The sequence below is a fragment of the Streptomyces sp. NBC_00190 genome (assembly GCF_036203305.1).
Lineage (GTDB): Bacteria > Actinomycetota > Actinomycetes > Streptomycetales > Streptomycetaceae > Streptomyces.
In genome coordinates this window covers 8593352-8619307 of record NZ_CP108131.1, presented here as the reverse complement: position 1 = coordinate 8619307, position 25956 = coordinate 8593352, and the positions used below count along the sequence as shown (strand labels likewise).

The window sequence follows — 25956 nt, the reverse complement described above, 5'->3', positions numbered from 1 at the left end:
CCCTTCGCGCCGGCCGCCTCCTGCAATCGGGGGAAATCTCCGCTCACCCCCTTGATCAGGTCCCCTGAACGTCCGTTGTTGTCAGTGCAAGGGTCCGATGTCGCGTTCGCGTCATCGGCGCCCGCCACGGAAGACCATCGCACGAGCAGGAGTGACCCACCATGGCCTTGCTTACCCACACTTTGAGGCGGCGTGCCTCTGCCGCTGCCACCGTTCTGGCCCTGGGCGCCGCCCTGCCCCTCGCCATCGGGGCCACACCCGCATACGCCCAGGGCAACCTGGGCATTACGAAAACCCACGCGGGGGACTTCCCCCGAGGCGGGCAAGGCTTCTACCGGATCGTGATCAGCAATAACGATCAGGCCGCGGCCATCGGCGCAACGGTGATGACCGACGTCCTCCCCCAAGGCCTCACAATCGAGGATTTCTACACCCGCGGGCCCTTTGGCTCCTGTGGCGTGCACGCCACGGACACCGTGCTCACCTGTAACATCGATTCCCTGCCTCCCGACGCCGACTTCATTGTCGCGATCATCGTCAACGTGGCTGACGACGCTCCCTGCACCGTCACCAACACCGCCACCATCGTCGAGCAGGCCGGAGGCGGCCTCAGCGCCAGATCCAGTGACCAGGCCTCCATCACCGGCGGAACCTGCAATGGGAACGGCGGCACCGGGAACGGGAACGGTGGCAACGGGAACGGCGGCACTGGGAACGGTTCGTTCCTGCCCACCAACCTCAACCTCAGCGGCACCCTGCCGACATACAACAGCACCACGAACAACACCTTCCACAGCCAGGGAACAACCAACACCACCACCCAGGACTCGCACCCAAACCCCTGACAACACCAGATCCACATCACCGGAGCTGGCTTCGTTGAGGGCCTGTGTGATGTCGTGATCAGTCGGTGGCTTTGAGGAGGTCGTCGATCCAGATCATTGAGGCGCGGAGGTGGAGTCCGGCTGAGGTGGCTTTCCGGAGTCTTGTCATGGCGGGTGGCGATGCCTCGCCACGCCTTCAGCTTGTTGATCAGGCGCTCGACGGTGTTCCGTTCCTTGTAGAGGTCGGTGTCGTGGCTGACGGGCCGACCGCCCCCGCTGCCCTTCTTCATCCGGTTGGCGGCTTGCTCCTTCTTCTCCGGGATGACTGCCTTGATACCGCGTTTGCGCAGGTAGGCGTGATTGCCGCAGGATGAGTAGGCTTTGTCTGCGACGACGGCACCGTGCCTGGTGCGGGGGCGGCCGACGGGCAGACGGTTGCGTACCCTCTCGGGCACGGGGACGAATTGCGGGCCGTCCGCGGCCTTCCCGGCGGTCAGGACAAACGTGAGCGGACGACACTTGCGGTCCGCGGCGAGGTGGACCTTGCTGGTAAGTCCGCGGCCGCCGATCGCGCGAAGGCTGAGCATGTAGCGCGGCGCCAGGAGGAGGAGTCTGGCGTCGAGTCCAGCGAACGTCTCGGCCGTCGCAGATGGGGTATCGAACGCACCATGTCCTGGCTCACGGCTACCGTCGGCTCAACCACCGCCACGAACGCAATCCCCGCAACTACCTGGCCTTCCTCAGCCTCGCAGCCGCCCTCTGCTGCTACAAACGACTCGTCCGCCTCACCACATAGGACATGGTCTAAGTAGCCGTTGCTCTATCGATCAAGGTGGTCGTGAGTTCGAGTGTGGTTGCCCGGCCGGGTGATCTTCGGCCGGTCTGGGCATGAAGGCAGGGCCTCCCGAACAGCTCGTGGGTGTCGAATCCATCCGAGCGTCAGGAGACCCTGGTGCCGCAGTCTTTCGTGCTGTCCCCCGCGTCGTCCAACTCGCCTTCCCGGTCGTGTGACTGCCTCGCCCACATGTACGGGAACGCGAGCGATCGTCCGAGCCGGGAGCCCCGATATCCGTCGGACATGACGGACGCGGAATGGGCCGAGGTCCGTGCCGCACTTCCGGTGCCGGGCTGGCTGGAGGGCCGCGGCGGACAGCCGGAGGGCTATTGCCACCGGCAGATGGTCGACGCGGTCCGCTACCTGGTCGCGGGCGGCGTCACCTGGCGGGCGATGCCCGCGGACTTCCCCGCGTGGGACCGCGTCTACGCCTTCTTCCGACGCTGGCGCGACAAAGGCCTGACGGCCGAGTTCCACGACCGGCTCCGCGACCGGATCCGTGAAGCGGCCGGCCGCGACCTGGAACCGACGGCGGGCATCATCGACGCCCAGTCGGTGAAAGGCGCCGCATCGATGCCGGCCGCGACCAGGGGCTTCGACGGCGGCAAGAAGGTCAACGGCCGCAAGCGCCACATCGTGGTGGACACCCTCGGTCTGCTGCTGACCGTCGTGGTCACGGCGGCATCCGTCACTGACCGGGACGCGGGACAGACACTGCTGGCCCGGCTGCGCGAGCGGCACTGGCGCATCACGCTGGTCTGGGCCGACGGCGGCTACACCGGCCAACTCGTCGACCTCGCCCGCAACGTGCTGCGGATCGCGCTGACGGTGGTCAAACGCAGCGACGACACCACAGGCTTCGTCGTCCTGCCGAAAAGATGGCTGGTGGAGCGCACGTTCGCATGGCTGATGCGCTCACGCCGCCTGGCCCGCGACTACGAAGCCCGCACCGACAGCGCCGAGGCGATGATCCTGTGGTCGATGAGCATGCTCATGAGCCGTCGCCTCGCCCGGCGACGGCACTGAACATCCCCGGGCGTTCCTCTGCCAGCCATCCCCGCGCGGCCAGGCGCTTCACCTTCGACCGCACTCCCTCCACCTTCGCAGGCACCGGCTCCAGCCCGACCGCCACTGCGAGTTGCCGGCAGTCCATCGCCCCGACACCCGACCCGATCCCACCAGCCAGAACGTCCACGAGCTGCTGGTAATCCGGCGCCAGCACCGCAGCGCCGAGGCCTTCTCGCCACACCGGCACCACCGAGCCGGCCACCGCACCCACAACCCGCGCCGGCCGCCCGCCGGCCACCACGACCGGTGGCACCTCCTCGCCTCCGCACGGTTCCGCCAGGACCTCGGCCACCGTCTCCCGGGCGATCACGAACCGCTCCCACGCGGCCTCCGCCTCCCGCAGCTCGGCCTGAAGAACGTCCACTCGCTGCCGAGCGGCTCGTTCACGCTCCTCCAGCAGCCCCATCACCGACGGCATCCAGCACCTCCACCGAAGAGACGACACAACACCTCGTCCCTCCCACCGAAAGACCAGCCACATGCCTGACCAGCGCAAACACACCCATCACGCTCGGAAAGACAACGGCTTCTAACCTCGCCCGTGCAGGTGCTCGTCGGTGTGTTCAGGCGCAGCCGCCAGCCGGGAAAGCAGATCTCGGGTGGCCTGGACAGTGTCGGCGAGTTCCTGCGCGCGACGTGCCTCGATCTCCAGGACAGGCACGAGCGCCGGTCGCCGACGCAGGCAGAGCCTGAGTGCGTCGATGACGTCGGCGTCGGTGATCTCGCCGCTAACGCCGCGACAATAGCGACCCTCGCGGCGGAAACTGAGCTGGAGATGGGACACTGCCGCCAGCTGCCGCGGTTGCAGGAAGTCTGCGGGGCAAAAGCCGGCCTTCCACGCCGACTTGACGTCGACCACGAGTCCCAGCGCGCAGCCGAATTCGAGGAGGTGGTGATCGGCATCGTCGGGCGTGCTCACCAGACCGTAGCTGACGTTCTCCAGGCAGTACCGCACTCCGTACGTCTCGGCCAGGCCGATCAGCTGCCTGGTGGTGCGCACGTAGTTGGAATCGAACGCCGAGCCGTCGGTCACCAGGTGACGCGGCGGCCCGTGGGACACGTATGCCGGTGCGCCCAGCAGCCTGGCCGCGTGCAGATACCGCTCGAACTGCAGGGTTGCCCAACGGCGTTGCCGGAGATAGGGCGTGAAGAGCAGATTCTCGAAGCCGAACACGTACGGGTGCAGAGAGGTGACGGTAAGCCCGAGGCCGGCGCACCGGGCACCCAGATCCTGGAGGTATCGCTCGTCAAGCTCCGCCTCGCACTGCAGATAGATCTCGACGTCCCGCACGCCCATCGCGTGCAGCAGGTCGACGGACTCCTCGGTCACGACGTCGAAGTGGTACGTGCAGCCGGTCGAGGCCCCCAGGCGCAAGCCTCCGTCGCGCTGATCAGCCACGGGGACCCGCTCCCTGCATCCGGTCGATCCCGGCCTGGGTCGTCGCAGCGGACTTGGCGAAGGTGAACGTCCGCGGCGCCGTCCCGCTCGGGGAGGCGACACACTGGTGGCGGTGCCCGTCGAACACGATGGGCCCGTACACCTCGTCAGAGATCACGGCCAGGTCACGCACGACCGCAAACCGGGCGAACTGGTCGAGGAGTGATTCGTCCCAGACCCGGCCCGACGGGTTCCCCGGAGTGTTGACGATCACCGCTCTCGTACGGCGGGACACGACTGCCGCGGCGGCGACCAGATCGGGGCCGCCGCTCACCAGTTCCCACGGCACGAGCACCGCAGCGCCGCGGGCGAACCGTACCGCGGCGGGGCAGAGATCGTAGAACGGCTCAAGGATCAGGACCTCGTCGCCGGGCTCGAGCAGGGCGGCCGTGATGCCCTCGGACGCTCCAACGGTCACCACGATCTCGCGAGCGGGGTCGAGTTCGATGCCGTAGGAGGCCGCCTGGTGACCGGCGATGACCTCGCGGAGCGCGGGCAGCCCGAGGGTGGGGGGACACTGGGTGGCACCGGACACGATGGCCGCGCACGCGGCCTCCATGAGCTGCACTGGCCCTGGCTCCTCGGGAAAGCCCTGCCCGAGCTTGACAGCCCCGCAATCGACCGCCCGCGACATCTCGCTGGCGCTCATGCCAGGAATCCGGACGTCGACTGCCGGGGATTCTGCAGGCGGGCGAACGGCCCGGTGGGCAAGCCGTGGAACGTCTCCTCATCACCGCAGGGCAGGGCATTACGGCGCAGGAAGTCCCGCAGGTCGTGGGCGACGTCCGTCAGCCGGCCGGTCAAACGTCCCTCACGCAGGCCGAGCACGACGGTGTCCCCCCGCGGCGCGTCGAGATGCGGCTCCTGGTCCACTGTCAGCAGCACGAGTGTGCGACCGGGTTCGGGGGGCGGTACCGGCTCCCCCGGCTCCCACCTCTTCACAGTGGTGTCACCAACGACCACCGCGCCACCGTCGCGCAGGGACCAGTGCACGCCCTTCCAGGCCAGTTCCTCGCACCAGCGTTCGAGCAGATGATCGACGAGTTGCGCGGCCTGCGCCGCGTCGACCGGCTTGGCTGTCAGCGGCTTGATCGGCCTGGCGGGAACACCACCGGCGAGCACGTCCGCCGGCAGGCTCCGGGCGACGACGGCCCCCGCCGCCACGATGGTGTTGGCCCCGATGTGTACGCCCGGCAGGAGCGTGACATGGAATCCCAGCCACACGTTCGAGTCGACCCGGATCGGCGAGAAGTCCGCCGAGTAGCCGTCGAGGAGGCGATGGCCGAAGTGAAACCCATGGGTCCACATGGTGAGGTTGCAGCCCGACCCGACCTGATCGGCGAGCTCGATCGGGAAGTTGGCGTTGAGGATGCTGTGGGGGCCGAGCGCGACCCGGTCACCAATGTGCACGTGCGCCGTGGAGGCATTGGTCCCGCCGTAGCCGACCGCGGAGTCGTGGCCGAAGTAGAACAGTTTCCCGGCGCGGAAGGATCGGCAGGTGATGTTCACACGCTGCTCGATCCGACCTGCGGTACCGATCTCGAACGCATCGGCGACCAGGATTGCGGCACCGGCGAGCAGCTCGGTGCCCGCACCGATGACGATCGAGCCGGACCGCAGGTCGCACCCAGCGGCGATCCGCACCCCGTCGCCGAGCCGCAGCCGGTCGGCGACCACGGTGGCGCCGTCGGCCACTTCGACATCGGTACCGATCTCGATCAGTTCGCCGAGCCAAGCCCGTACGCCCTCCCCGACCGTCGCGCCCGCGTCACGCAGTTGCTGCGCACCGGCCAAGCCCGCCTCGTCCATCAGTTCTCTCCCGCGCACGACCGCAGCCAACCAGAGCTTCCCGCGCGGAAGTAGCTGACGTGATCCCGCCACGGCACCGCCTGGAGCGCGCCATAGTTGTCGAGGATCACCAGGCGCTCATCGCGGGGCGCGTTGAGGGCGTCGACGCAGTCGGCGCCGAGGAATTCGCGGTGATCGGCGACGATCAACACCGTACGGGCCCGTGCGACCTGCGACTGCACGTCGGTCGCCGCCACGGCGGCACCCAGCTTCGCGTCGATCTCCGCGGCGGTGTACATCGGGTCCCAGACCGTCGTCTCGATGCCGGCCTCCAGGAGCCGGGTCACGATGGCACGTGCGGGGCTGAGGATGTCGACCTTGATGTTGCCCTTGTACGCGATGCCCATGACGAACACCGGTCCGCCGCCGCTCGCCGCCTCCGCAACGAGCTGGCGGATACGTTCGTCGGTCTCCACAGCCGCCTCGAGCAGCGACAGCTCCTTCGGCTGCGGCGCGCCGAGCAGAAGGTACCGGCTGGCCAGGGGGATGCAGTAACCACCGGTACCGAAACTCGGGTGGTAGGTGCCGACGTTCCACTTGGTGCCCGCGAGCCTGAGCACCTCCACCATATTGATGTCGGGGAAGGCGAGGGTCAGCTGGTTGGCCAGGCTGATGTCCATGTGCCGGTACGCGTTCTCCACGCACTTGACCAGCTCGCCCTCGAGGTGTCCCGGTGCCTGGTGCAGAGTGTCGTTGACGAGTTCGAGGATGCTCGCCGCCGAGCGGCTGGAGAACTGGTCGTAGCCGGCGTAGATGCGATCCAGCTCCCGCATGCCTTGCCCCTCGGCAAGGAACCAGTCCCGGCGCGGGGCGAGAGCCAGCCCGAGATCACGGCCGACCTCCAGTCCGTGTAACCGCAGGATCGGCACGATCAGCTGGCCGGTGGTGCCCGGCGTCAAGGTGGACTCGACGATGACGATCGGGCAGCGGCCCCTGAGTTCGCCGTGGGCGATGGCGGCTGCCAGCTCCTCGAAGACCTCCTGCAGCGACTCCTGACACGGCGCCCCGTCCCGCTCGGTCGGCACCGCGATCATGTGCACCAGGCAGTTCGCACTGAGAACCGTTTGGCTGTCGCTCGATATTGCCACGTCCAGCCCAGACTCCGTCGCCCTGCGTTGGGCTACTCGCTCCGGGTCGGGATCGTAGCCCGCGATCTCCACCCCCTTGGCGGCGAAGGCTTCCACGGTCGACCAGCCGATGTATCCCAGACCCCACACGGCCAGCCGGATCCGGCGATCGCCCAGCAGTTGCCCGTAGTCGGTCTCCTCAGATGTACTGCTCACGTTCGCCTCCAGACGGCTCGGTGCCGAGTAGTCGCGCGAGTGCGTTCGCGGTATGTGAGCCCCCGACGCACCGCGCGAGGTACAGACCCTCGGCCGCGGCCAGGCCGCACAGGGATCCCAGGGCGGCATTGCGTACGTGTGCACCGTCGAGGTCGAGTTCACGAAAGCCCTGTCCGTCGTAGCTGTACGCGCGAAGCGCCGCCTTCTTGCGCTGCTCGTGGCCCACTATGGGCAGGAAGATGTTCGGGACGAAGGTCAGGTAGTTGAGCACCCGGTGTTCATTCGGGCCGAACTGCAGCAGGGCTGTTGTCGGCCAACGCCTGCTGGAGGCCAACGTGGCCCGGGCCATCCGGACGTGATCGCCGTGCGAGTCGCCGTGCCAGTGCCCGATGACGACATCCGGATTCAGCGCGGCGACGGTCCTGTCGATGAGTTCGACCACCTCGAACTCGGTGACCTGCTCCACCTGTCGGATCGCCGGATCGGCCAGCCATTGCAGCCGGTGCCCGAGGATGGTTGCGGCCTCCTCTGCGGCGGCGACGCGGCGCCCGACCAGCGCGGGACGTGATTCCGACGCCGAGAAGAACGCCACCGTGACGTCGATTCCGCTGTCCGACCACCGGGCTATGGAGCCGCCCACAGCCAGTTCCGCATCGTCGGGATGGGCAGCGAGGACCAGCACACGGGTCATGTCGATCCTTTGCGAGCGTTCGCCAGGACAGCTCTGAAGCTCTCCAGGTAGGCCGCGAACTCGTCGCTGGCGCTGTCCCCGGTGCCGGCCACGGCTTCGGCGAGGCCGACGCACCGGTCGACGAAGACGGGCGCTCGCACCCCTCGCACTGAGGCGCCCTGCATGGCGACCTTGACCCACGTCGACTGGTACATGTTGGCGCCATCGAGGTGGGCCTTGGTCAGGTCGGACTGGGAGAACCTGCTGTAGGCGCAGTTGGCCCCGGTCAGGTCGGCATCCCGCAGGTCGGCCGCCACGTACGCCTGGACCAGGACCGCGTTGACGAGGTTCGCCCCGCGCAGGTTCATCGCCCCCGGCGGATCCCCCGTGATCATCGCGCGGTACAGGTTGGCCTGCCGCAGATCGCAGTCCTGCATGTTGACGTCTCGCGCGACGAGACACCGGCCGGTCAGGCCCGCCATCGCCGATCCCGAGAGATCTGACTCGACGATGTGCAGGTTCTCCGCGTGCGCTCCCTCTGCGTCCAGCCCTCGCAGAGAGCACGACACAATCTTGGCGTTCGACAGCGTGGCCGAGCGCAGGCGAGCGTCGGAGAGCACGCATGTCCGCCATGTCGTGTTCGAAAGATCCGCGTTGTCGAGGTTGATGCCCAGCACCGTCACGTCGCTGAAGTCCGCGCCAATGACGTGCATCGAGTCGGCCGTCCAGCTGTCGCCGCGGACCTGGTCGAGTCGCAGCCGGGGCAGCACCGCCGCGTCGAGCCGTAGCGCCCGGGCTCCGGTGAGGCGCTGCAGGCACAGTCCCTGCCCGGAGGCGCCTTCGAGGGAGGCTGCGCTCAGATCCGACTTCACGATCGACAACTGGTCCAGCAGCGCCTGCTCCAGACTCGCCTCGATGAGCAGGCACTCGTTGATGAGGCAGCCTTGCAGGTTCGCGCCACTCAACCGTCCCCCGCTCAGGTCGCACTGGTAGAAGGAGGAGCCGGCGAGCTGCGCGCTGGACAGCTGTACGCCGCGCATGCTGCAGCCGTGGAACAGCGTGCCGGTCGCATCTCGCAGCCGGGAGAGGTTGGCGTCGTCGAAGTTGCATGTCTGTGCGGCGAGGGCGTGGACGTAGGCCGATTCGAGGTTGGCCCCGCGCAGGTCTGTACGCTCCATGCCCGGGCAGACCATCGTGATCTCGCTGAGATCGGCGTCGCGCAGGTTCGTGTTGTGCAGGCTCGCCCGGCTGAGCGTGGCCCGCCGCAGGTTGGCACCGGCGAGATTGAGACCGCTGAGATCGGCCTCGCACAGATCCAGCCCGCGGCCGGTGGACGCGACGAGTCGTTGGGTGCACTCGGAGAGTTCCTCTAGCACCAGGGCACGTTCATTCGGCTGAGATCCCGACAGCCGTTCTAACAGATACGTATGCTCTGTCAACATTGCGCTCCTTGGCGTCGTAACACCAGTCAACGTCAGTTGCCTGCCAAGCGGGTCGAGGTGAGCCGGTCGAGCAGTTCGGGCCGGCTCGGCCCTGACGTGAGGACTGCCGTCGGCGCCAGCTGGGCGGCGTACGTCAGCAGGTCCCGGTCACGGGCGAGCACGGTCGGATCGTCGAAGAGGTGAATGCGACGCTGGACCGCCCGGTAGAGCTTCGTGTCCTTGGCGGCCTGTGCGTAGGCCACCTTACGGATGAAGAGAGGATTGTCGAGGTTCGTGACGTCACGGTTCTCCCCCTCCGCGAGCCGGGCACGCTCGGTGTCCTCGGCCGCGGCTGCCTGGTAATACGGCAGCGAAAACCGCGACAGCGTAGCGACAATGTCGGCGGTGTCGGCCGGGGTTGGTGCCTGGCCACGGTTCAGTGCCTCGGCTACGAGGCGGGCGTGGTGCAACGCCATGGACACGCCCCAGCCATGTGTCGGATTGGTTTGGCACAGTGCGTCACCGATCGGGATCACGCCACCGACGGCGGTAGTCGGCCCGTGGCGGACAAAGACGTTACTCAGACCGCCGATCACGTACACGTCGGAGATCGGTTCGGCCAGGGCCAGCCACTCGGCCAGCACCGGCATGCACAACGCGGCCCGGGTCCAGACCTCGGCCTCGCGCAGGACGCGCAGCTCTTGGTCAGTGGGCGCGATATTGAGGGTGACGACGAAGGAGTCGCGGTCCTCCTCCAGTACGGAGAACCGCAGGTAGCCCAGGTCACCCGCGGGGCCGAAGTGCCACTCACTCGCCGGTGGTCGCGCAGCCCCCGTGAACCGGAAGTGGCGGGCATAGTATCGGGTTCCGGAGTACAGCCACGAGACCTCCGCAGCGGCGGCGCCGAGTTCCACCGACCAGGCCGTGACCCTCGACTTCCGGCCCGTGGCGTCCACCACCCAGGGGGCCCGGAAGATCTGGCCGTCGCCTGTCCCCACGCCCGCCACGCCGGGAACACGCCGGCCGTCACAAGCCACGAGGCCGACGCCGCGCATACCGGCGGCGATGTCGATGTGCTCCTCGACCTCCACCGCACGGCGCATCGCCCACTCGAAGACCGAGCGCCGGACGAGGATCGCCACCAGTTCGTCGTCTCCCGGCTCGCGCTCCGCCGGGGGGATGTACGTGCCGAAGTCGCGCTCGCCCGCACCGGCGGCCGCCAGCGTCCGCAGCACATCGGGCGCGCATTGTCGGAGCGTGCGCCGTGCCAGTGCGTGGATCGCGTGGCCGTGCCCGAACTGGGCGACTCCCTGCCGCGGCCAGCCGCGCAACGTGTGGTCCGGGTTCACCGGCGCCGACGCCGCGTCCCCCTCGATCAGCTGCACGTAGTGTCCGCTGCGGGCCAAAAAGAGCGCCGCTGACAGCCCGGCGATCCCACCCCCAAGAACCAGCACGTCGGCCATGTCAGGCCAGCCCGGAACTCAGGTCGGCCAGAGCCGTCGCGTGCCGGTGGTCGCGCTCTGGGCAGCTGCCGAGCGGATCGATGTGGATCGGCTTCAGGTCCGCGCCGTACGCTCCGCGAACGTCGCACCGCAGGCTGTCCCCAACATGGCCGAGGATGCGCCGCGACTCACCCACCGCCCGCCTCGCGGCATCGAAGATCAGACGGCTCGGCTTCCTGGCCCCCACTAGCGTCGAGTCGCACACTGCCAGCACTGCGGGCAGCGGCCCCCTCCCCACCTGGCACACCTTTGTGTCGACGAGTTGACTCGCGACCGTGCCGTCGGAATCGGACACGATGGCGACGTCGACTCCGCCGTCTTGGACCAGCCAGCGCAGCTTCTCCACCGCCGACGGTATCGCGATCGACCACGGACGCCGCCAGAGTTCATGCGCCGAGGCGGCACTCTGGAGCGCGGCCCCGCGCAGGCCGAGACCCCGCCCGTACGCGCGCCGGTAGTCGAGGATGTCGCCCGAGCAGTCGAAGGCAGAGACCGCTTCGTAGTGCAGTGTCGCGTCATCGACCTCCGGCAGGGAGGCGCCCCAGGCCTCCAGCGCCTCGACGACCTCGGACGCGGCCGGCAGCAGCAGGACACCTCCGACGTCGAGCAACAGCACCGGGCGCGGTGCGTCGCCGTGCGGAGGTATCACGGCTGCTGCCTCGTTCGCTTCAGGCCGCGCTCGCGCGCCATTCGCTGGACGCCGACCCGATCCACCTTCCCGGTCGGGCCCAACGGCAGCTCATCGATGATGTGCACCTCGTCGGGGAGCTTGAACCGGTCCATCTGCTGTCGCCCCCACTCACGCAGGGCGGCCTCGTCCACCTGTGCATCGTGACGGAGTGTTACCAGCAGTACCGTCCGCTCGCCGAGCAGATCGTCGGGGACGCCGGTGGCCACGACTGCGGCGCAGGCCGGATGCCCGGAATAGACGCCCTCGACCTCCAGTGGGGAGATCTTGTTCCCGCCGCGGCTGATGATGTTCTTCGCCCGCCCCGCGAGCACGAACCGCCCGTCATCGCCACGTCGTGCGAGATCGCCGGTTCGAAACCACTCACCTGCCGTCGCCGCCGCTGTCGCGCCCGGATCGCCCAGGTAGCCCGTCATGCGAAACGGCGTATGGATCCACAGCTCGGCGACCTCCCCCGCAGGTACGTCGCGCCCGTCGTCGCCCACCACCTTCGCCGCAACGCCGGCAGACGGGAACCCAATGCTGCCGGCCAGCTCACGGTACGCCTCGGGTGCGACGATGAAGTCGGAGGTACACGTCTCGCTCAGCCCGAAGACGTCCGTGATCCGGGCATGCGGCAGAAGGTCCGTCAGCCCCAGCCCGAGACCGGCAGCCAGGGGTTCGCCACCCGCGATCCACAGCCGGGGTGCTCCCACAGCGCGCAGGCGCATCAAGGCGGACTCGTCCGATTCCGCAAGGAGCTTGCGCAGCATCGTGGGCACCACCGCCGTGCGATGGATGCCAAACCGTGCGAGTGCCTCGATCATGCCTGCGGCGGTGAAACGGGGCATCAGGTGGACGGTGCCGCCGGTCGCCAGCGTCAGCAGCGTCGTCCACTGACCGAAGCTGAAGTGCAGGTGGAGAACCTGGAGCAGGGAGGTGCCCGGCGCGAACGCCAAGACACTGTCGATCGCCTCGAGCTTGCGGCAGAAAGCCCGATGCGACAGCACGACCCCCTTGGGTCGCCCCGTCGAGCCGGACGTGAAGATCACCAGAGCCTGATCCTCATCCAGCTCCGCGGGGTGCGCGGATCCGGCCTGCGCCAACCGGCGCACGCCGTGCTCAGGCGTGTCCACCTCGCCGTCGGGGAACCACTCGGACCGCAGGTTGTCCACCAGGGCGCAGGCCGCGGTGCGAGTGGCGACATCCTCAGCCACGCGTGGGGGGGATGATCTGTGTACCGGCACCGCGACCGCGCCGCACAGCCATACGCCCACCTGCGCCGCAACGTCGGCCGGGGCGTTGCTCACCGCGACGAGCACGGCCGATCCGCGCTCCACCCCGCACCTGAGCAGACGATCCGCCACTGCATGTGCCCGGGCGCTGAGGTCGCGATACGTCAGCAACTCACCGTCCTGACCGACGAGGGCCGTTGCGTCGGGCCAGTTCTCGGCCGCGGTGACGACGAGCTGGTCGAGACGATCAGGAAACCGCAACATTGCCGCTCCTGCTCCAGTACCCAAACCTGAACGGGAATCCAGTGACCTCGGCGACCGAGTCCGCACCGAGCAACTGCATGCAGAGCCGGTCCAGACCCAGGCCGAGCCCGCCGTGCGGGGGGCAGTCCTCGAGCACGTGCAGCAGGTCCTCGAACGACGCGAGATCGATGCCAGCCACCGTCAGTACGTGCCGCTGCAACGCAGCGTCGTTGATGCGAAGCCCACCACTGGCAAGTTCCATCCCGTTCATCACCAGGTCGAACGTCCACGTGTCGATGTCGAGCATCTCTTGCGGGCTGTCGGGCGTCTGCCGGGGCAGCGCCATGGGATGCCGGGTGAGCTTGATCGCCCCCTCATCGTCGCGCTCGGCCAGCGGGAAGTCGACGACCAGGAGCATCGAGATCTCGTCGGGCCGAATCCGAAGATCAGGGCGGTCGGTGCCGTACCGGCTGACGGCTTCCCTCGCCTGCAACCGCGGAAACGGCGCATCTGGACACGGCAAGCCCACTGCGGAGCAGACCCGGGTGATGAGCCGTTCTGTGACCGCAATCACGGCCTCCAAATCGCCCGTCTCCATCTCGATGTCCAACTGGACGAACTCGCGCAGAGAATCGTTCGTTCCCGGCTCGCGCACCTCCTGCCGGAAGCAGTGGGCGAACTGGTAGTACCGCTGGTACCCCCCGGCGATCAACATCTGCTTATACACCTGCGGCGACTGCGCCAACCACAGATGCTCGCCAGTGGAGGTCGTCGCGCTGATGTTGCCGACCCTGTACTCGTTCACCCACCGACCGAGCACTGGTGTGTCGAACTCACCGAAGCCCTCGGCCTGCAGTTGCTGATGTGCGGCAGCGCGGATCGCGTGCCGCTTGCGGAGATTTTCCCTAGTGCGTTCGCTCAGCAGGTGCGCGAACTGCGCCCCCACCGACTCGTGGTCGACCTGCGTGTCCTCGCAGTCGCTCCCGTTCACCGACAGCATTGCAAAGCCTCCCTGACGGCACAGACGACGCCCTGCGGCATGTTGTTGCGCAGCATGGGCCGGCAGGCCGTTCCGGATGCCGACTCATTCTGTGAAGTGCATCTGAAGTCCCTTGCCGGCGGTCGCGAACTACCAGCCGGCCACAGAAAACGGCCCCCAAGCCGACGCCAGCTCCGCTCCCTGTTCTCAGACAAGCCACAGAACCCTAGGGCCACAGCAAGATCGAACAGTCACAGCATTGCTCCGCCACACCCTGATGAAAGCGGTGCTGTACGGGCACCTCGGTCCAGAGGAAGTCACCGAGTTCGTCGGGAGCGAGCGTGGCCGGGATCCCGGCCACGCCTTCGGCCCACCGCGAAGGGGACGGAACACCAGCCACCTGCGGGTGACCACCTGCGGCAACAGCTAATTGCGAGCAACTGACGGGGGCGCTTCGCGGTGGCTCCGCCCTCCCTGGCAGCCGAATCCACCACGCTGTGCCCACTGCCGTCACTGCGCACGCGCCGACGCTCCCCGTTGAGCCGCACCACGACGCCCCCCGGCGGCCAAATACCCAATCCGACAGCATACCGAAAAGAAAACACCGTCGACCGAGACAGATGCCTATATGACTACCCCATATGCCGGCGATCACCGGGACGACACAGAACAGACCATCGCCCCGGAATCACGGAAGGCACTCAGGCAAACAGGTCACGCAATTCTTCGCCAAGCTCACGCAGAACCGCCTGGTTTGTTGCACCGATGTACGCCCCGCCGAAACGACCGAGCGTGAACGCAGCCTTGGCGGTGTTCTTGAGTCCGCGACTCGCCGCCTGCTTGCCGACCCAGAAGCCAGCCCGATAAGCCCTCTCCGAAGCGGCGGCGACAGCAGGTGTTGCCACAGCCATGGCCGCAGCGTGACTCGTCGCCGCAGCACTGGCGGAGGCTGCGGCCGCCGAACCGGCATAAAGGACCCCGCAGGCCACGGCTGCCACTCCTGCCGCCGCACCAACGGTTTCACCGATCTTCGCCCCGAGCTTATTCTCCTTGAGGAACTCGCTCTCTTGCAGTTTTTGCTCGAGCTGCTGAGACCACCCCCACTCCGACACTGCACCCACCTCCTGACATCTGATGCCTAATCAGTTTCTGGCATTTCATCGAAGCACAGACAGACTCTCGGTGCAGCAGATACAAGCTAACGCGCTACGCCCTTGCTGTCTATGAGAGTTGAGGGTCACAGGGCTGGCTTTCCGCAGGACGTGAAACCGAAGTCTCTTTGCGGGGCAGAAGAGTTTGATGTGATCAGACCTAAGAAGATGTCTCACGTGACACTTCGAGGCGCAGCACGATGCTGCACCGTGAGGGTTGATCTGTCGCGTCGGCTGATTCTGGACGAAATGTGGGAGCTGGTAGCTCTGTTGATGCCAAGGTTCACGTCCCGTCCGCAAGGCGGGGTTACTGCCCCGGTAGACGAGCGGGCGGTATTCACGGCTGTGGTGTACGCGACGACTTCTCCGCCCCCCGGATCATCGACGAACGCCCCGGCCTGCCCGAGCAACTGCTCGCCGGCCGGCAGTCACTCCACCAGGTGACCGACGCCTTCACCCGCGGCTCACCGGCCACGTGCAGCAGGCACTTCCTCGCCGCCCTGCGGTCCGACGACCGAGCAAGCCGCCGGCGACCGCCGGGCACTGAATCGCGCAGGCGGGCGAGGCCGCGCCTCTCCGCCCCGACAACTGAGTCGGCTCGGCGTCAGACACAGTCCGAAGTGACCGAAAGGCTTGACGCCGTACGGCCCGCACCCGGAGCAGGATGCGGGCGGCACGGTTTCGGCACCGCTGGAAGATCGAGCGGTCGATCTCCTGGCTCTTCGGCTACCGCCGCCTCACCGTCCGATACGAACGAAAAGGCAGCCACTTCCTTGCCTTCCTCGGCCTCGCCGCAGCCCTGACCTGCTACAAGAGACTCGCGAAGCTCACCACGTGAGATTGCTCCTTGGTCGGTCATGCCGTTGCCCCGTTCCAGGTGCGGGTGTTAGCGCCGCCCTTGCCCCCCGCACATCGACGAAGACGCAGAGGCGAGATGACCACAAGCCCGAGCACCAGCACCACGACCAGCAGCCGGTGGTCAGCAGCCGCACCAGGCCCGCCGGTTCGTCCGTGGCCGCCTGCCGGCGCGCAGCGAATGACGCGTCGGGCCCGCCCCGTATCCGGGGAGCGGACCCCACGTACTGCGCTACGGTCAGGCGGCCTTGAGCCGCGCGACGTCATCCGCCCGGGCCAGCAGGTCGCTGACACCTCGGACCTTCCGGTGTTCGGCCATGCCCAACCGCAGCGTCCGCAGGTGGGCGTCACCCCGGGCGGAGGACAGCGTCGTGTGCAGGTCCAGGAACTCTGCCCACGTCTCCGTGGCGGCCTCCACGTGGCGCATCTGTGTCTGCCGGTCGGCGATCACCCCAAGGGCGTGCAGGCGCCCCTGCCTCTCCTGCGCGTTGCGGACGCGGTTGGAGCGGCGCAGCGCGGTGATCGACGCGGCCCTGTCGCCGAGGTGCCAGAAGACGTGGGCCTGGTGGAAGAAGTAGGCGGCCTGGTCGTAGCCTCCGACGGCGTCGCGCCTGTTGTCGGCCTGAGACAGGGCGTCCTCGGTCTCCCGGAGTCGGGCCAGGGCCCCGCGCCGGTCTCCGGTCATGGACGCGGCGGCGGCCTGCTGCCCCCGCAGGAACGCGACCAAGCGAGGTCCAGACGCGGGCGCGGCCTCGGCGGCCGCGTTCGCGAGCTCCACCGCCTTCGGCCCGTACCCCAGATGCGATGCCTGAAGGCTCATCCCGCGCAGGGTCCGGCAGTACGTGACGTGGTCCTCGGCCGCCCCGGCGAGCTTGAGCGCCTGGTGGTAGTAGCGCTGACCGAGGCCCTGCTGCTCCTCGTACATCGCCATCCACCCCGTGAGGTAGACCAGGTCCGACGCGGCGGCCAGCATGTCCTGCTTCACGGCCGCGGGGCCGTCCGCGTCCAGGTACGGCGTGACCGTGTTCGCGAGGAAGGCTGCGGCCATCGGGCGGGCGTGCCCGGCGCCGATCTCGTCCAGGATGTCGGCGAGCCGGTCGGTCATCGTCCTCACGGTGGCGACGTCGGAGGCGCCGATCCGCAGGCTCCGCCCGGGCCGGCTGGTCTCCTCTATCCGCCCGGCGATGTCCTCGAAGCGGGGCACGCCGAGCGCGGCGGCGTACATGCCCGCGCCCAGCAGGCTCCTGCGGGAGGGATCCATATCGGCCCTGGTCAAGTCGGCCACCTCGCTCACCACGCTGCCGCCGCCGACCTCGGCAGCGGGGGCCGGGCCCGTCGCCCAGCCGAGTTCGGCCGAGGTTACGGGGCGTGCGAGGAGGCGCGAGAGCGCTTCGGTGATGGCCGGACGGGCCTGCGCCTTGGGAACGGATCCGGCCAGCCAGTGCGAGACGGACGTCTTGTCGTAGTGCAGGGAGATCCCGAGCTCGGCCCCGGCGGTATTCGCCCGCCTCGCGAGCTGGTCGTTTCCGACCCCTGCCTCCGCCATCAGGCGGGCGAGGGCCTCGTTCGGTGTGCGTACTCGTGCCGCCATTCCAACCCCCGAACCTCGGTTCAACCCGTTCAACCGTCAGGCCAGTGTGGCCCCTGCCACCCCAGCACGTACCCGCGTTGGATGGATGTGAGCCGCTCGGGCTGCCACAACTTCGGCGCCGCGAGCACCCACTGGACCGCTGCCGCTCCGCCTGCCACCCCCGACAGGCGGCAGCGGCGGCCCCGGCAAAGAGGCAGGTGCCACGTGATGAACCCGCCCCCCGATCACCCCAGCCCTCGCTTCCGCGTACTGGGTGACGCCCGCGCTGTCGGCACGCTCGCCCGCGCCGAGTACGGCCTGAAGTCGTCTGCCGCAGGGTGGTCGCGGGAGGGGGAACCGGCGCTACCGGGCCGATCCCGGCGGACTTGCGATGACCGCCATGGCCACAGCCGAACTGCCCTCTCCCTCCCGCACCGTCGGGAGCAGCCGGTGACCCTTTTGAGTAGCGAGAAGCTGATGCTGCCTTCGATCCCTGACCCGCTTGATCTGCCCCTCTACGCCCAGACCCTGCCGTGTGTGGCGGAGTCCGTGGCCACCGCGCGGCAGCTCGTGAGGAAGGCGCTCGACGTCTGGGGCCTGGAGGCCTTGGAGGCGAGCGCTGTCCTGGTGATGTCGGAGCTCGTGACGAACTCCGTGGACCACTACGGCCGCGACCTGATCCGCGTGAAGGCTGTCCGCCTGGGCGAGGACCGCGTACAGGTCGCGGTCATCGACCGCTCCCCGAACGGCCCCACCGTGCCGAAGCAGCCGGCGCCGTTCGACGAGTCGGGCCGCGGTCTGTTCCTCGTCGACGCGCTCGCCGCCGAGTGGGGAACCGAGCGGATGCGGTGGGGCAAGCGCGTGTGGGCGGAAGTCACCACCGCCGAGGAGGCAGGCCAGTGACGCCCCCACCGTTAGCCGCGCAGGCCGCACCGCACGCCGCCGATCGTGGGATGCCCGCAGGGTGGGGTGAGATCGGCGGACCGGTCTCCCTCCCCATCCCGCCACTGGGAGAGCTGGCGCAGCCGAGTCGACGGGGACGCCTTCTTCGGCCTGGCGCTGATCGCTGCGAACCTCGGCGGCCTGGCCCTCGCCATCGGCGGCATCTGCGACGAGGTCCACGATGTCGCACACGCGCCCCTCGCGCCGTCCGCCCCGAACCTCCCGCCGCCACCCCCATAGCCCTGGCCCCGACTTCCGGTGAACTGGCTCGCCGCTCCCCCTCCCAGAGGCGAGCCACCGAGTCCCGGAGGCTGGGGCCGGTTCCAGCTCCCGCCCGCCCCCTCCCCCGTTGGGGACGGGTGGTTCCCCCGGCCCGGGGAACGACACGACACCAGGCCGGAGGGATGCACCACCCCCGTTGCCCGTACCCCGCCGTGGCAAGGCCGGGCACCACCTCACCGAAGGAGCACCTCAGATGAGCACGAGCATCATGCCCACCCCCGCCCAGACCGCTGGCCGGGCGAAGGAGATCCTGGCCGCGATCACCGCGGACGTGGAGTTCGGCGCCTTCGAGGCCGCCACCCTGGAATACTCCTCCGACTGGCAGGCTTCACCGGCTTCCCGGTCATCGAGCGCTGGAACCTCTACCAGGACAAGGCGCCGCTGTTCACCGAAAGGCTGCGCGCCCTCGTCCTCAAGGCCGCCGTCTTCGACCTGACCGGCGACGAGGTCATGTCCGAGATCCCCATCGCGGTGCCGGTGGACGAGATGACCCACGCCATGATCGCCCAGCCCCAGCTCTTCGCGCGCGGATTGCGGCACGCATCGGGTTCCAGCTCATCCACCAGACCGACCAGGAGCACACCGACTTCACCGACGGGGACTTCACCCCCCACCTCGCCTTCCGCCTCGCGTGGGGCGAGCCCCGCCGGTACTGGCTCCCGAAGACCGAAGTCGACCGGCGTGTGCAGGTCCTCACCGCGCGGTACGCGAGCATCCGCATGGACCGCGCCGGCCGCGAGCACGACATCGACTTCGCCGCCGCCTAGCCCCTGCCCAACGCCCACCACCGCCTCGGGGCCCGCGGCGTCGGTTCGTCCGCGGATTCCGGAGCCGCCGGTGGCGGGGCGATCCGGTCCGGCTCAACGCCGATCTTGTGCGGATGCACGCACGCCGGAGTCCTCTCGGCGGTATAGCGGAACCCGTCGGCCGGATCGAACGGACACTCACGGCTCGGCCGGTCGTACACCACGAACGACTCGCACGGCAGCCGGTGCGCCGGACAGATTCCGCAGGCCGGACGGTCCTCGTTTTGGGCGAACGGCTCGGTCATACCGGCGCACGATAGCGAAGACAACGGTCTCGGGCCATCTCACAGGAGGACGCCATGAAGGACCAGCGCACCGCCCTCGCCCGGCCTGGCGGGCCCCCGTGAAGCACACCGCCAGACCGGTCTCGGGGGATACCGCCTTCAGCTGACTCCTGATTGGGTCGAGCAGTCGCAGGCGGAATCACCTCCCCGGCGTGGCCAGCACATGCCCCCTTCGGCGTCCCTGCTGGCCGCGCCCAAGTCCTCCGCGCTACCTGCCGCCACGGCCCGCGTATCCCCACGCGCGTACCCTCGCCCGCCACCCCTGGCGGGCGAGACCGAAGACCAGGTGAAGGGATCACCGATGACGAAGCACTCGGTCGTACTGGACTGCTACACCGTCGAACCCAGCGGGCTCGGCGTCCCCCCGTACATCTCCACCTACGTGCGCACCGCGTACTCCGCCCTGCGCCAGGCCCGCCCCGGGAACGATGTGCGGTACCTGACGATCGACGATGTCCGCTGGAGCCTCAACGGCGGAAAGCCCCACGTGGCCGCCCCGCACAGCGACCCCCTCACCTATTCCACGACCGCCAATCGCGATGACGCGATCCGGCTGCTTCGCGATGCCGAAGAGGTCATCGTCATCGGCGGCGACAAGGTGCCCTCAGTGCACCTGCATGCCGTCAACGGCGGTCTCGCCGACATCGCCCGCGCCATGTCGTGCGTGCGCGGCAAGCGTTACCTGCTGGGCCCGATGACCACCTTCATGCTGTCCGAACCCGCCGAATACGCCGGCCTCTTCGACGCCTCGCACACCCACACGATCACCTCAAAGGACATCGCCCTCGGCTCGCGCACCTCCGCCCCGTACGGCCGACTGCGCGCTGACCGCGATTCCTTCGCGGGCCTGGTCGAGCAGATGCCGTGGACGCCGATCGCCGAGCTGGAGATGTACCGCGGCTGCACCCGACGCAACTTCTGCGACTTCTGCAACGAGCCTGGCAAGTCCCCCATCGTCGCCTTCCGCGACGTGGACGACATCGTGGAGGAAGCCGGTCAGCTGTACGCGGCCGGGGTCCGGCACCTCCGCCTCGGCCAGCAGACCTGCTTCTTCTCCTACCACAACCGCGACGTGGACAAGATCCGCGCCCTGCTGTCCGGGATCCGCAAGGCCTGCCCCGACCTGGAAGTCCTCCACATCGACAACGCCGACCCGCTCGCCGTAGCGGCCCCTGTCGGCCGGAAGATCGCGGGCCTGGTCGCCGAGTTCTGCACCGAAGGCAACTGCGCGCCCATGGGCATCGAGTCCTTCGACCTGGTCGTCATCGAACGCAATACCCTCACCTGCACCCCCGACGTCCTGATGCGCGCCGTCCAGCACGTCAACGAGGCCGGTGGCGAACGCGGCCCGGGCGGACTGCCGATGTTGTTGCCCGGCCTGAACCTGATCTACGGCATGCCCGGCGAGACGCACGCCACCCACATCGCCAACCTGACCTGGCTCACCCGCATCTACCACGCGGGCTTGATGTGCCACCGCACCAACGTCCGGCAGGTCCGCGCGTTCCCCGGCACCCCCCTCGCCGCGCAGAACGGCCAGCCGCTGGCACCGTCCGCCGAGCACTTCGAGACGTGGAAGGCCGACATCGACCACGGATGGGACCAGCCCATGAAGGAGCGCGTCTACCCCTCTGGGCTCCTCGTACCGGGCCTGCACTCCTACTTCGTCAACGACATGGGCACCTGGTGGCGGCGCCTGGGCTCGTACTCCATCCAGATCATCGAGCCCAACACCGCCACCCCCGTCGGGACCAGCGGCGATCTCGCCATCACAGGCCACGCCCCCCGCGTCATCTTCGGGCAGCGCCTTGCCGTCGCGGCCTGACCAGCGGACGGCCGCCTCCCTGACCGGGGGCGGCCGGCCGCGCCGCGTCGGCGTCCTCGTGCCATGGGCCAACGTCGCCATCGAGGAGGAACTGCCGCTCCTCGCCCCCGACGGTGTGGTCTTCCACTACGCCCGTCTCGTGCCCGCCTCCCGAACGACGGCGATCGACAGCCGCTTCTGGGACGGTCTGCGCGCGGCAGCCACCGACGGAGCCGACTCGCTGCGGCACATCCCGCTCGACGGCCTACTGCTCGGCTGCACCTCCGCCGGGTTCACCCCGGGCACCACTCCCGTACCCGAAGGCGTGGCCACCGCGTTCGATGCCCTGCTCGCCGAGCTCACCCGGCTCGGCGCCCGCCGCATCGTGCTGGCCACCCCGTACCCGGACGACGTCACCCGCACCGAAGCGAATGCCTTACACACCCACGGGGTCAAGGTCCTCGCCTGCGCGAGCCTCGGCCTGGCCGACGGCTACCCCGACGTCGCCCCCGCCCGCGCCAGAGACCTCGTGCTGTCCATGCCCGGCGACGCGCTGGACCAGGCAGACGCCGTAGTCCTGTCCTGCACAGGCTGGCGCACCCAGCCGATCCTTTCCGAACTCGCCCACCAGCTGGACCGGCCGGTCGTATCCTCCGTGTCCGCCATGGCCGCCTACGCCGCCCACCTCAAGCAGGGAGCCAACCCGTGAACCCGAAGCCCCCCGTGGTCGAGCGCAAGCGGATCACGCGCCTCGTAGAGACAGCCGCCGCCCTGGCCGACATCCGGACGGAGGTCGAGGCCAACCACGACAACAACCGGTGGTGGCCGACCAGCATCACCGACCCCCGCATGCGCATGCTCGCCGCCGGATGGTCCACCCGCGTCAACTACCGGATGATCGCGTCCTACGCGGCCGTCATCCGCGAAGCCGACACCCTCGGCTTCGACGCACTCGCCGCGTCCACCGACACCGAAGTCACCGACCTCGCCAGGCCCATCGGACTACCCCAGGCCCGCATCGACTACCTGCGCTCCCTGAACCTCCTCTTCGAGCAGTGGGCCAAGGACGAAACCGACCCCGCCGAGCTCGCCCAAAAAGACCTGATCCAGCAGATTGCCGACCAGGTCCACGGCGCCTCGTACAAGGTCGCCCAGTGCGCCGTGCTCTACGCCCGCGGCTACCACTGCGGAATCATCCCCGTCGACTCCGGCATGGTCACCAAGCTCGCCCCCGCCCTGGGCATCACCCTGCCCTCCGGGCCCGTCGCCCACGAGCGCCTGCGCCACCTCCTCGAAGGCACCGTCACCCGCGACCCCGACACCTTCCGCGCCATGGCCGCCCACCACGGCCACCGGGTGACCATCCCCGAAGACGCCGCTCCCACCTGGTGGGTCCACCTGGTCCTCATCTACTTCAAGCGGCAGTACCTCAACAAGCCGCCGAAGAACCTGTGCACCCGCCGGCCCCTGTGCGCCCGGATCGTCGACTGCACCCACTCCGGCCGCTGAGGAGACGACCGTGCACACCCGCTTATCGGTCGTCGGGAACATCTCCCACGACACCAGCCACTACTCCGACGGCCGCCGCTGCGACCGGCTCGGAGGCGCTGCCCTCCACACCGCCCTGGCCGCCGCCCGCGCGGACGCCCACGCGGCCCCCGTCTCCGTCATCGGCCACGACCTTGCCGGGCTCCCCGCAACACACCCTCAGCCAGGCATCGACTGGTCCGCCCTCGCCATCGCCCACGGCCCCAGCGCGGCCTTCACCCTCACCTACGGAACCGACGACACTCTGACCTCCAGCCAGGCCGACTACGGCATCACCGAAGGCCTCACCCGCCACGCGCTCGACCACATCACCGCCAACGCCGGCGACTTCTTCCACATCAGCCTGCGCCGCCCCCTCCAACCCGAGCCTCTCCTCGTCGAACTCACTAACCAGCGCGCCGGATTTAGCGTGGACCTCTTCCTGCCCAGCGCCGCCGACATGATCCGAGCCGCCACCCCCTGGCTGCACCGCGCAGCCGTCATCTTCACCAACGCCGCCGAGTACCGCCTCCTGGCCGAGGCACTGGAGCCGGACACCCTGCCGCTCGTCGCCATCACCGACGGCCCCCGCCCCGCCCGGCTCCTCACCCACGGCCAGCCCCTCGCTGCGGCCCAGCCCCCTCAGGTGAACCCCACCGACGTGACCGGTGCCGGCGATACCTTCGCCGGAACCTTCCTCGCCCACTGGCTCGCCAGCCAGGACACCGCCCGCGCCCTCGACCAAGCCGTCCATGCCGCCGCCGAGCACCTCACCGCACCGCCGCTCCTGATCCCCGCACCGCGCCGAAGCTGACCCATCCCACCGAAGGGACAACCACGTGGTGTACTACGTCGCCCACCGGCTCTTCTCCGCACACGATCGCGCCCTGGGCGCCCGCGTCGCCAAACAACTGGCCGACAAGGCCGGCCCTGACAACGTCTTCCTGCCGTTCTGCGACACCGACGAGGAAGACCTCATCGCCGACGTCAAAGGCCGCCGTCTCTACGAACTCGACACCGAGCGCCTGACCACCCTCACCGGGATGATCGCCCTCCTGCACGGCCCCAGCCTCGACGACGGCGTGTGCCTGGAGATCGGCTACGCCGCCGCCCTCGGCGTCCCCGTCACCGTCCTGACCACTGACTTCCAGACCTACGACCCCCACGGACACGCGCCCACCTGGCAGTTCCCCGATCCCCTCGTAGAGACCATCGCGAACCAGGTGATCCGCGTCCCCACTCTGGGTCCTGCCAGCAGCGCCCGCAGCCGCTTCACCACCTTCGGACAGCGCAACAACACCCAGCTGGACACCGCGATCAACGTCGGGATCAACGCCCTGCTGACCGCGCCCGCGCCCGCTCCGCCAGCCACCCCCGACCAGCACGGCGTCTACATCGAGCCGTCCCCCTACACCGACGATCACGAGCTCCTCAACGCCGTCCGCAGCGCCGGACACACCGCCCGCACCGCAAGCCGCTTCACCGCCGCCGACCCGACCACCGGATCCGCCGAGGACTGGAACCGCGCCGCGGCCGCCACCACCCTCGTCGTGGACGTCTCCGGGCCCGAGGCCCCGCCCGGCGCAGCACTCCTGATCGGCGCCGCAGCCGCCCGCCACCAGCCTGTCATCGCCTACCAGCCGCGCCCGGTCTACACCCACGCCCAGGGCCGTGAGCCCAACTGGCGGAACCTGATGGTGCAGTACGCCAGCACCGGCCACGCCACGACCCTGACCGGCGTCACGTCCGGACTCGCGTCATGAACGTCGCCGCCCTGGCCGCCCGCTACGACACCGTCGCCCTGGAGGGCAGTGACGGCACGGGCAAGAGCAGCCTGGCCCGCCAGCTGGCCGACAGGCACGGATTCCAGGTCGTGCACTCCCCGCGCACTCCCGACGCCGTCGCCCTCACCGGCCGGTACAAGGAACTTCTGGCCAAGCCCGGCCGGCTCGTCCTGGACCGCTGCTTCGTAAGCGAACTCGTCTACGGTCCGCTCTACCGCGACGGATCCCGCCTCACCTGGGCCCAAACCCTGGAGCTCGTGGACCTGGTGACGACCCGCCGGGGCGTCCTCGTCCACCTCACCGCGTCGCCGCTCGTGATCCACGCCCGTCTGCTCCAGCGCGACGGCACCGCACCACCGCTCTCCGAGATCGCGGAGCTCACCGCCGCGTACGAGCAGGCGTTCCACACGATCAGCTCCCACGCCGAGGTCGTCACCTTCGGTCCCGAACCGGACACTCCTTGCGCAACTGGCTGAGAATCACTGCATTGGAACTCTGGGCGATTCACCCCCGCTAGGCTCCTCCGCATCACATGCACCCCATGCCGGAGGCACCCCCATGGACATCCGCGAAGCCCAGAAACTCACTTGGGAGAACAAGGTCGAGAAGGGCTTCAACACGACTGACGTGCCCATGGAGTTCGGCCTCCTCAACGCCGAGCTGGGCGAAGCGTTCACCGCATGGCGCAAAGGTCTGCCCGACTTCGGCGAGGAACTCGCCGACGTCGTCCTCTACGCCGCCGCCCTCGCCGAGATGACCGGCATCGACCTCGCCGCCGAGGTCGAGAACAAGCTCCACAAGAACGCAGCACGGACATACGAGCGCAACACCAACGGCGCCCTGGTCCGCGTATCCGGAGACTGACCCAACCGACCGAATCGCTCACGAACCGGCCGGATCAGGCAGGCGTAGGGCTCGCACCTCACGAGGAGCGGGCC

The 25956-nt window shown here is 68.7% G+C and carries 26 protein-coding genes and 3 pseudogenes; 13 read left to right on the top strand and 16 right to left on the bottom strand.

Features of this window, described 5'->3' with window-relative positions; genetic code table 11:
• Positions 1-161: 161 nt before the first annotated feature.
• On the top strand, positions 162-845 hold the full coding sequence (locus tag OG429_RS40065; RefSeq protein ID WP_328923221.1) for a hypothetical protein: 684 nt from the start codon (positions 162-164) through the stop codon (positions 843-845).
• 58 nt (positions 846-903) lie between these two features.
• On the opposite strand, the pseudogene OG429_RS40060 reads toward OG429_RS40065, so the two are convergent.
• Positions 904-1381, bottom strand: a pseudogene (locus OG429_RS40060) (IS5 family transposase); the annotation flags it as partial.
• Positions 1382-1438: 57 nt separating this feature from the next.
• Here OG429_RS40060 and OG429_RS40055 point away from each other — a divergent pair.
• A pseudogene (locus OG429_RS40055) lies at positions 1439-1620 on the top strand (transposase); the annotation flags it as partial.
• Positions 1621-1902: 282 nt separating this feature from the next.
• Complete coding sequence (locus tag OG429_RS40050; RefSeq protein ID WP_328923222.1) at positions 1903-2685, top strand: IS5 family transposase; 783 nt, start codon at positions 1903-1905, stop codon at positions 2683-2685.
• Here OG429_RS40050 and OG429_RS40045 read toward each other — a convergent pair.
• The 12 genes from OG429_RS40045 to OG429_RS39990 form a co-directional block, all read right to left on the bottom strand.
• The gene (locus OG429_RS40045) at positions 2651-3133 is read right to left on the bottom strand and encodes a hypothetical protein (RefSeq protein ID WP_328923223.1); all 483 of its coding nucleotides are present in this window, start codon (positions 3131-3133) and stop codon (positions 2651-2653) included. The two genes, OG429_RS40050 and OG429_RS40045, sit on opposite strands and share 35 nt — an antisense overlap.
• Positions 3134-3256: 123 nt before the next feature.
• A complete protein-coding gene (locus OG429_RS40040; protein ID WP_328923224.1) occupies positions 3257-4126 on the bottom strand; it encodes a sugar phosphate isomerase/epimerase family protein in 870 nt (289 codons plus the stop codon).
• Positions 4119-4799, bottom strand: coding sequence for an aminotransferase class I/II-fold pyridoxal phosphate-dependent enzyme (locus OG429_RS40035; RefSeq protein ID WP_328930561.1), 681 nt, complete (start codon positions 4797-4799; stop codon positions 4119-4121). The genes OG429_RS40040 and OG429_RS40035 overlap by 8 nt, the downstream gene beginning before the upstream one ends.
• A gap of 11 nt (positions 4800-4810) precedes the next feature.
• A complete protein-coding gene (locus tag OG429_RS40030; RefSeq protein ID WP_328923226.1) occupies positions 4811-5860 on the bottom strand; it encodes an acyltransferase in 1050 nt (349 codons plus the stop codon).
• Between the two features lie 113 nt (positions 5861-5973).
• The gene (locus tag OG429_RS40025; RefSeq protein WP_328923227.1) at positions 5974-7296 is read right to left on the bottom strand and encodes a UDP binding domain-containing protein; all 1323 of its coding nucleotides are present in this window, start codon (positions 7294-7296) and stop codon (positions 5974-5976) included.
• Complete coding sequence (locus OG429_RS40020; protein ID WP_328923228.1) at positions 7280-7987, bottom strand: PIG-L deacetylase family protein; 708 nt, start codon at positions 7985-7987, stop codon at positions 7280-7282. Before OG429_RS40020 ends, OG429_RS40025 begins: the two co-directional genes overlap by 17 nt.
• Positions 7984-9342, bottom strand: a complete 1359-nt coding sequence (locus tag OG429_RS40015) for a pentapeptide repeat-containing protein (RefSeq protein WP_328923229.1) — start codon at positions 9340-9342, stop codon at positions 7984-7986. The genes OG429_RS40020 and OG429_RS40015 overlap by 4 nt, the downstream gene beginning before the upstream one ends.
• 98 nt (positions 9343-9440) lie before the next feature.
• Positions 9441-10850, bottom strand: coding sequence for an NAD(P)/FAD-dependent oxidoreductase (locus OG429_RS40010; protein WP_328923230.1), 1410 nt, complete (start codon positions 10848-10850; stop codon positions 9441-9443).
• A 1-nt stretch (position 10851) separates the two neighbouring features.
• Positions 10852-11505: an HAD family hydrolase gene (locus OG429_RS40005; protein WP_328923231.1), complete on the bottom strand. Its 654-nt coding sequence runs from the start codon at positions 11503-11505 to the stop codon at positions 10852-10854.
• Between the two features lie 29 nt (positions 11506-11534).
• Positions 11535-13055 (bottom strand): class I adenylate-forming enzyme family protein, encoded by a 1521-nt coding sequence (locus OG429_RS40000; protein ID WP_328923232.1) that lies wholly within the window; start codon positions 13053-13055, stop codon positions 11535-11537.
• Positions 13039-14034 carry an amino acid--tRNA ligase-related protein gene (locus tag OG429_RS39995; RefSeq protein WP_328923233.1) on the bottom strand — a complete coding sequence of 332 codons (996 nt, stop codon included), beginning with the start codon at positions 14032-14034 and terminating at the stop codon, positions 13039-13041. The genes OG429_RS40000 and OG429_RS39995 overlap by 17 nt, the downstream gene beginning before the upstream one ends.
• A gap of 680 nt (positions 14035-14714) precedes the next feature.
• Positions 14715-15125 (bottom strand): hypothetical protein, encoded by a 411-nt coding sequence (locus OG429_RS39990; protein ID WP_328923234.1) that lies wholly within the window; start codon positions 15123-15125, stop codon positions 14715-14717.
• Between the two features lie 721 nt (positions 15126-15846).
• Here OG429_RS39990 and OG429_RS39985 point away from each other — a divergent pair.
• Positions 15847-16002 (top strand): annotated as a pseudogene (locus OG429_RS39985) (IS5/IS1182 family transposase); the annotation flags it as partial.
• A 255-nt stretch (positions 16003-16257) separates the two neighbouring features.
• Here the strand turns inward: OG429_RS39985 and OG429_RS39980 are convergent.
• On the bottom strand, positions 16258-17610 hold the full coding sequence (locus OG429_RS39980; protein ID WP_328923235.1) for a hypothetical protein: 1353 nt from the start codon (positions 17608-17610) through the stop codon (positions 16258-16260).
• Positions 17611-18039: 429 nt separating this feature from the next.
• Between OG429_RS39980 and OG429_RS39975 the strand changes: the two genes are divergently transcribed.
• Both OG429_RS39975 and OG429_RS39970 read left to right on the top strand, forming a co-directional pair.
• Complete coding sequence (locus tag OG429_RS39975; protein ID WP_328923236.1) at positions 18040-18492, top strand: ATP-binding protein; 453 nt, start codon at positions 18040-18042, stop codon at positions 18490-18492.
• A 66-nt stretch (positions 18493-18558) separates the two neighbouring features.
• Entirely contained in the window at positions 18559-18771 is a 213-nt protein-coding gene (locus OG429_RS39970) for a hypothetical protein (RefSeq protein ID WP_328923237.1), read from the top strand.
• Positions 18772-19002: 231 nt separating this feature from the next.
• Here OG429_RS39970 and OG429_RS39965 read toward each other — a convergent pair whose 3' ends face one another.
• Positions 19003-19353: a hypothetical protein gene (locus OG429_RS39965; RefSeq protein ID WP_328923238.1), complete on the bottom strand. Its 351-nt coding sequence runs from the start codon at positions 19351-19353 to the stop codon at positions 19003-19005.
• A 223-nt stretch (positions 19354-19576) separates the two neighbouring features.
• A complete protein-coding gene (locus tag OG429_RS39960) occupies positions 19577-19864 on the bottom strand; it encodes a hypothetical protein (RefSeq protein ID WP_328923239.1) in 288 nt (95 codons plus the stop codon).
• 340 nt (positions 19865-20204) lie between these two features.
• Here OG429_RS39960 and OG429_RS39955 point away from each other — a divergent pair, with 340 nt between their 5' ends.
• The 7 genes from OG429_RS39955 to OG429_RS39925 all read left to right on the top strand — a co-directional run bounded on the left by OG429_RS39955 (position 20205) and on the right by OG429_RS39925 (position 25882).
• Positions 20205-21728: a radical SAM protein gene (locus tag OG429_RS39955; RefSeq protein WP_328923240.1), complete on the top strand. Its 1524-nt coding sequence runs from the start codon at positions 20205-20207 to the stop codon at positions 21726-21728.
• On the top strand, positions 21712-22416 hold the full coding sequence (locus OG429_RS39950; protein WP_328923241.1) for a maleate cis-trans isomerase family protein: 705 nt from the start codon (positions 21712-21714) through the stop codon (positions 22414-22416). Before OG429_RS39955 ends, OG429_RS39950 begins: the two co-directional genes overlap by 17 nt.
• Positions 22413-23216, top strand: a complete 804-nt coding sequence (locus OG429_RS39945) for a hypothetical protein (protein WP_328923242.1) — start codon at positions 22413-22415, stop codon at positions 23214-23216. The genes OG429_RS39950 and OG429_RS39945 overlap by 4 nt, the downstream gene beginning before the upstream one ends.
• Before the next feature lie 10 nt (positions 23217-23226).
• On the top strand, positions 23227-24048 hold the full coding sequence (locus tag OG429_RS39940) for a carbohydrate kinase family protein (protein WP_328923243.1): 822 nt from the start codon (positions 23227-23229) through the stop codon (positions 24046-24048).
• A gap of 25 nt (positions 24049-24073) precedes the next feature.
• Complete coding sequence (locus OG429_RS39935; protein ID WP_328923244.1) at positions 24074-24997, top strand: nucleoside 2-deoxyribosyltransferase; 924 nt, start codon at positions 24074-24076, stop codon at positions 24995-24997.
• The gene (locus OG429_RS39930; RefSeq protein WP_328923245.1) at positions 24994-25494 is read left to right on the top strand and encodes a hypothetical protein; all 501 of its coding nucleotides are present in this window, start codon (positions 24994-24996) and stop codon (positions 25492-25494) included. The genes OG429_RS39935 and OG429_RS39930 overlap by 4 nt, the downstream gene beginning before the upstream one ends.
• A gap of 82 nt (positions 25495-25576) precedes the next feature.
• The gene (locus OG429_RS39925; protein ID WP_328923246.1) at positions 25577-25882 is read left to right on the top strand and encodes a hypothetical protein; all 306 of its coding nucleotides are present in this window, start codon (positions 25577-25579) and stop codon (positions 25880-25882) included.
• Positions 25883-25956: the final 74 nt, after the last annotated feature.

What these genes read in the sequence shown, in the direction of transcription:
- OG429_RS40045 (WP_328923223.1), bottom strand. Translation starts at nt 3,133, where the DNA reads ATGGGGCTGCTGGAGGAGCGTGAACGAGCCGCTCGGCAGCGAGTGGAC.
- OG429_RS40065 (WP_328923221.1), top strand. Translation starts at nt 162, where the DNA reads ATGGCCTTGCTTACCCACACTTTGAGGCGGCGTGCCTCTGCCGCTGCC.
- OG429_RS39925 (WP_328923246.1), top strand. Translation starts at nt 25,577, where the DNA reads ATGGACATCCGCGAAGCCCAGAAACTCACTTGGGAGAACAAGGTCGAG.
- OG429_RS39980 (WP_328923235.1), bottom strand. Translation starts at nt 17,610, where the DNA reads ATGGCGGCACGAGTACGCACACCGAACGAGGCCCTCGCCCGCCTGATG.
- OG429_RS39930 (WP_328923245.1), top strand. Translation starts at nt 24,994, where the DNA reads ATGAACGTCGCCGCCCTGGCCGCCCGCTACGACACCGTCGCCCTGGAG.
- OG429_RS39960 (WP_328923239.1), bottom strand. Translation starts at nt 19,864, where the DNA reads ATGACCGAGCCGTTCGCCCAAAACGAGGACCGTCCGGCCTGCGGAATC.
- OG429_RS40020 (WP_328923228.1), bottom strand. Translation starts at nt 7,987, where the DNA reads ATGACCCGTGTGCTGGTCCTCGCTGCCCATCCCGACGATGCGGAACTG.
- OG429_RS40000 (WP_328923232.1), bottom strand. Translation starts at nt 13,055, where the DNA reads ATGTTGCGGTTTCCTGATCGTCTCGACCAGCTCGTCGTCACCGCGGCC.
- OG429_RS39955 (WP_328923240.1), top strand. Translation starts at nt 20,205, where the DNA reads ATGACGAAGCACTCGGTCGTACTGGACTGCTACACCGTCGAACCCAGC.
- OG429_RS40010 (WP_328923230.1), bottom strand. Translation starts at nt 10,850, where the DNA reads ATGGCCGACGTGCTGGTTCTTGGGGGTGGGATCGCCGGGCTGTCAGCG.
- OG429_RS40035 (WP_328930561.1), bottom strand. Translation starts at nt 4,799, where the DNA reads ATGTCGCGGGCGGTCGATTGCGGGGCTGTCAAGCTCGGGCAGGGCTTT.
- OG429_RS39995 (WP_328923233.1), bottom strand. Translation starts at nt 14,034, where the DNA reads ATGCTGTCGGTGAACGGGAGCGACTGCGAGGACACGCAGGTCGACCAC.
- OG429_RS40050 (WP_328923222.1), top strand. Translation starts at nt 1,903, where the DNA reads ATGACGGACGCGGAATGGGCCGAGGTCCGTGCCGCACTTCCGGTGCCG.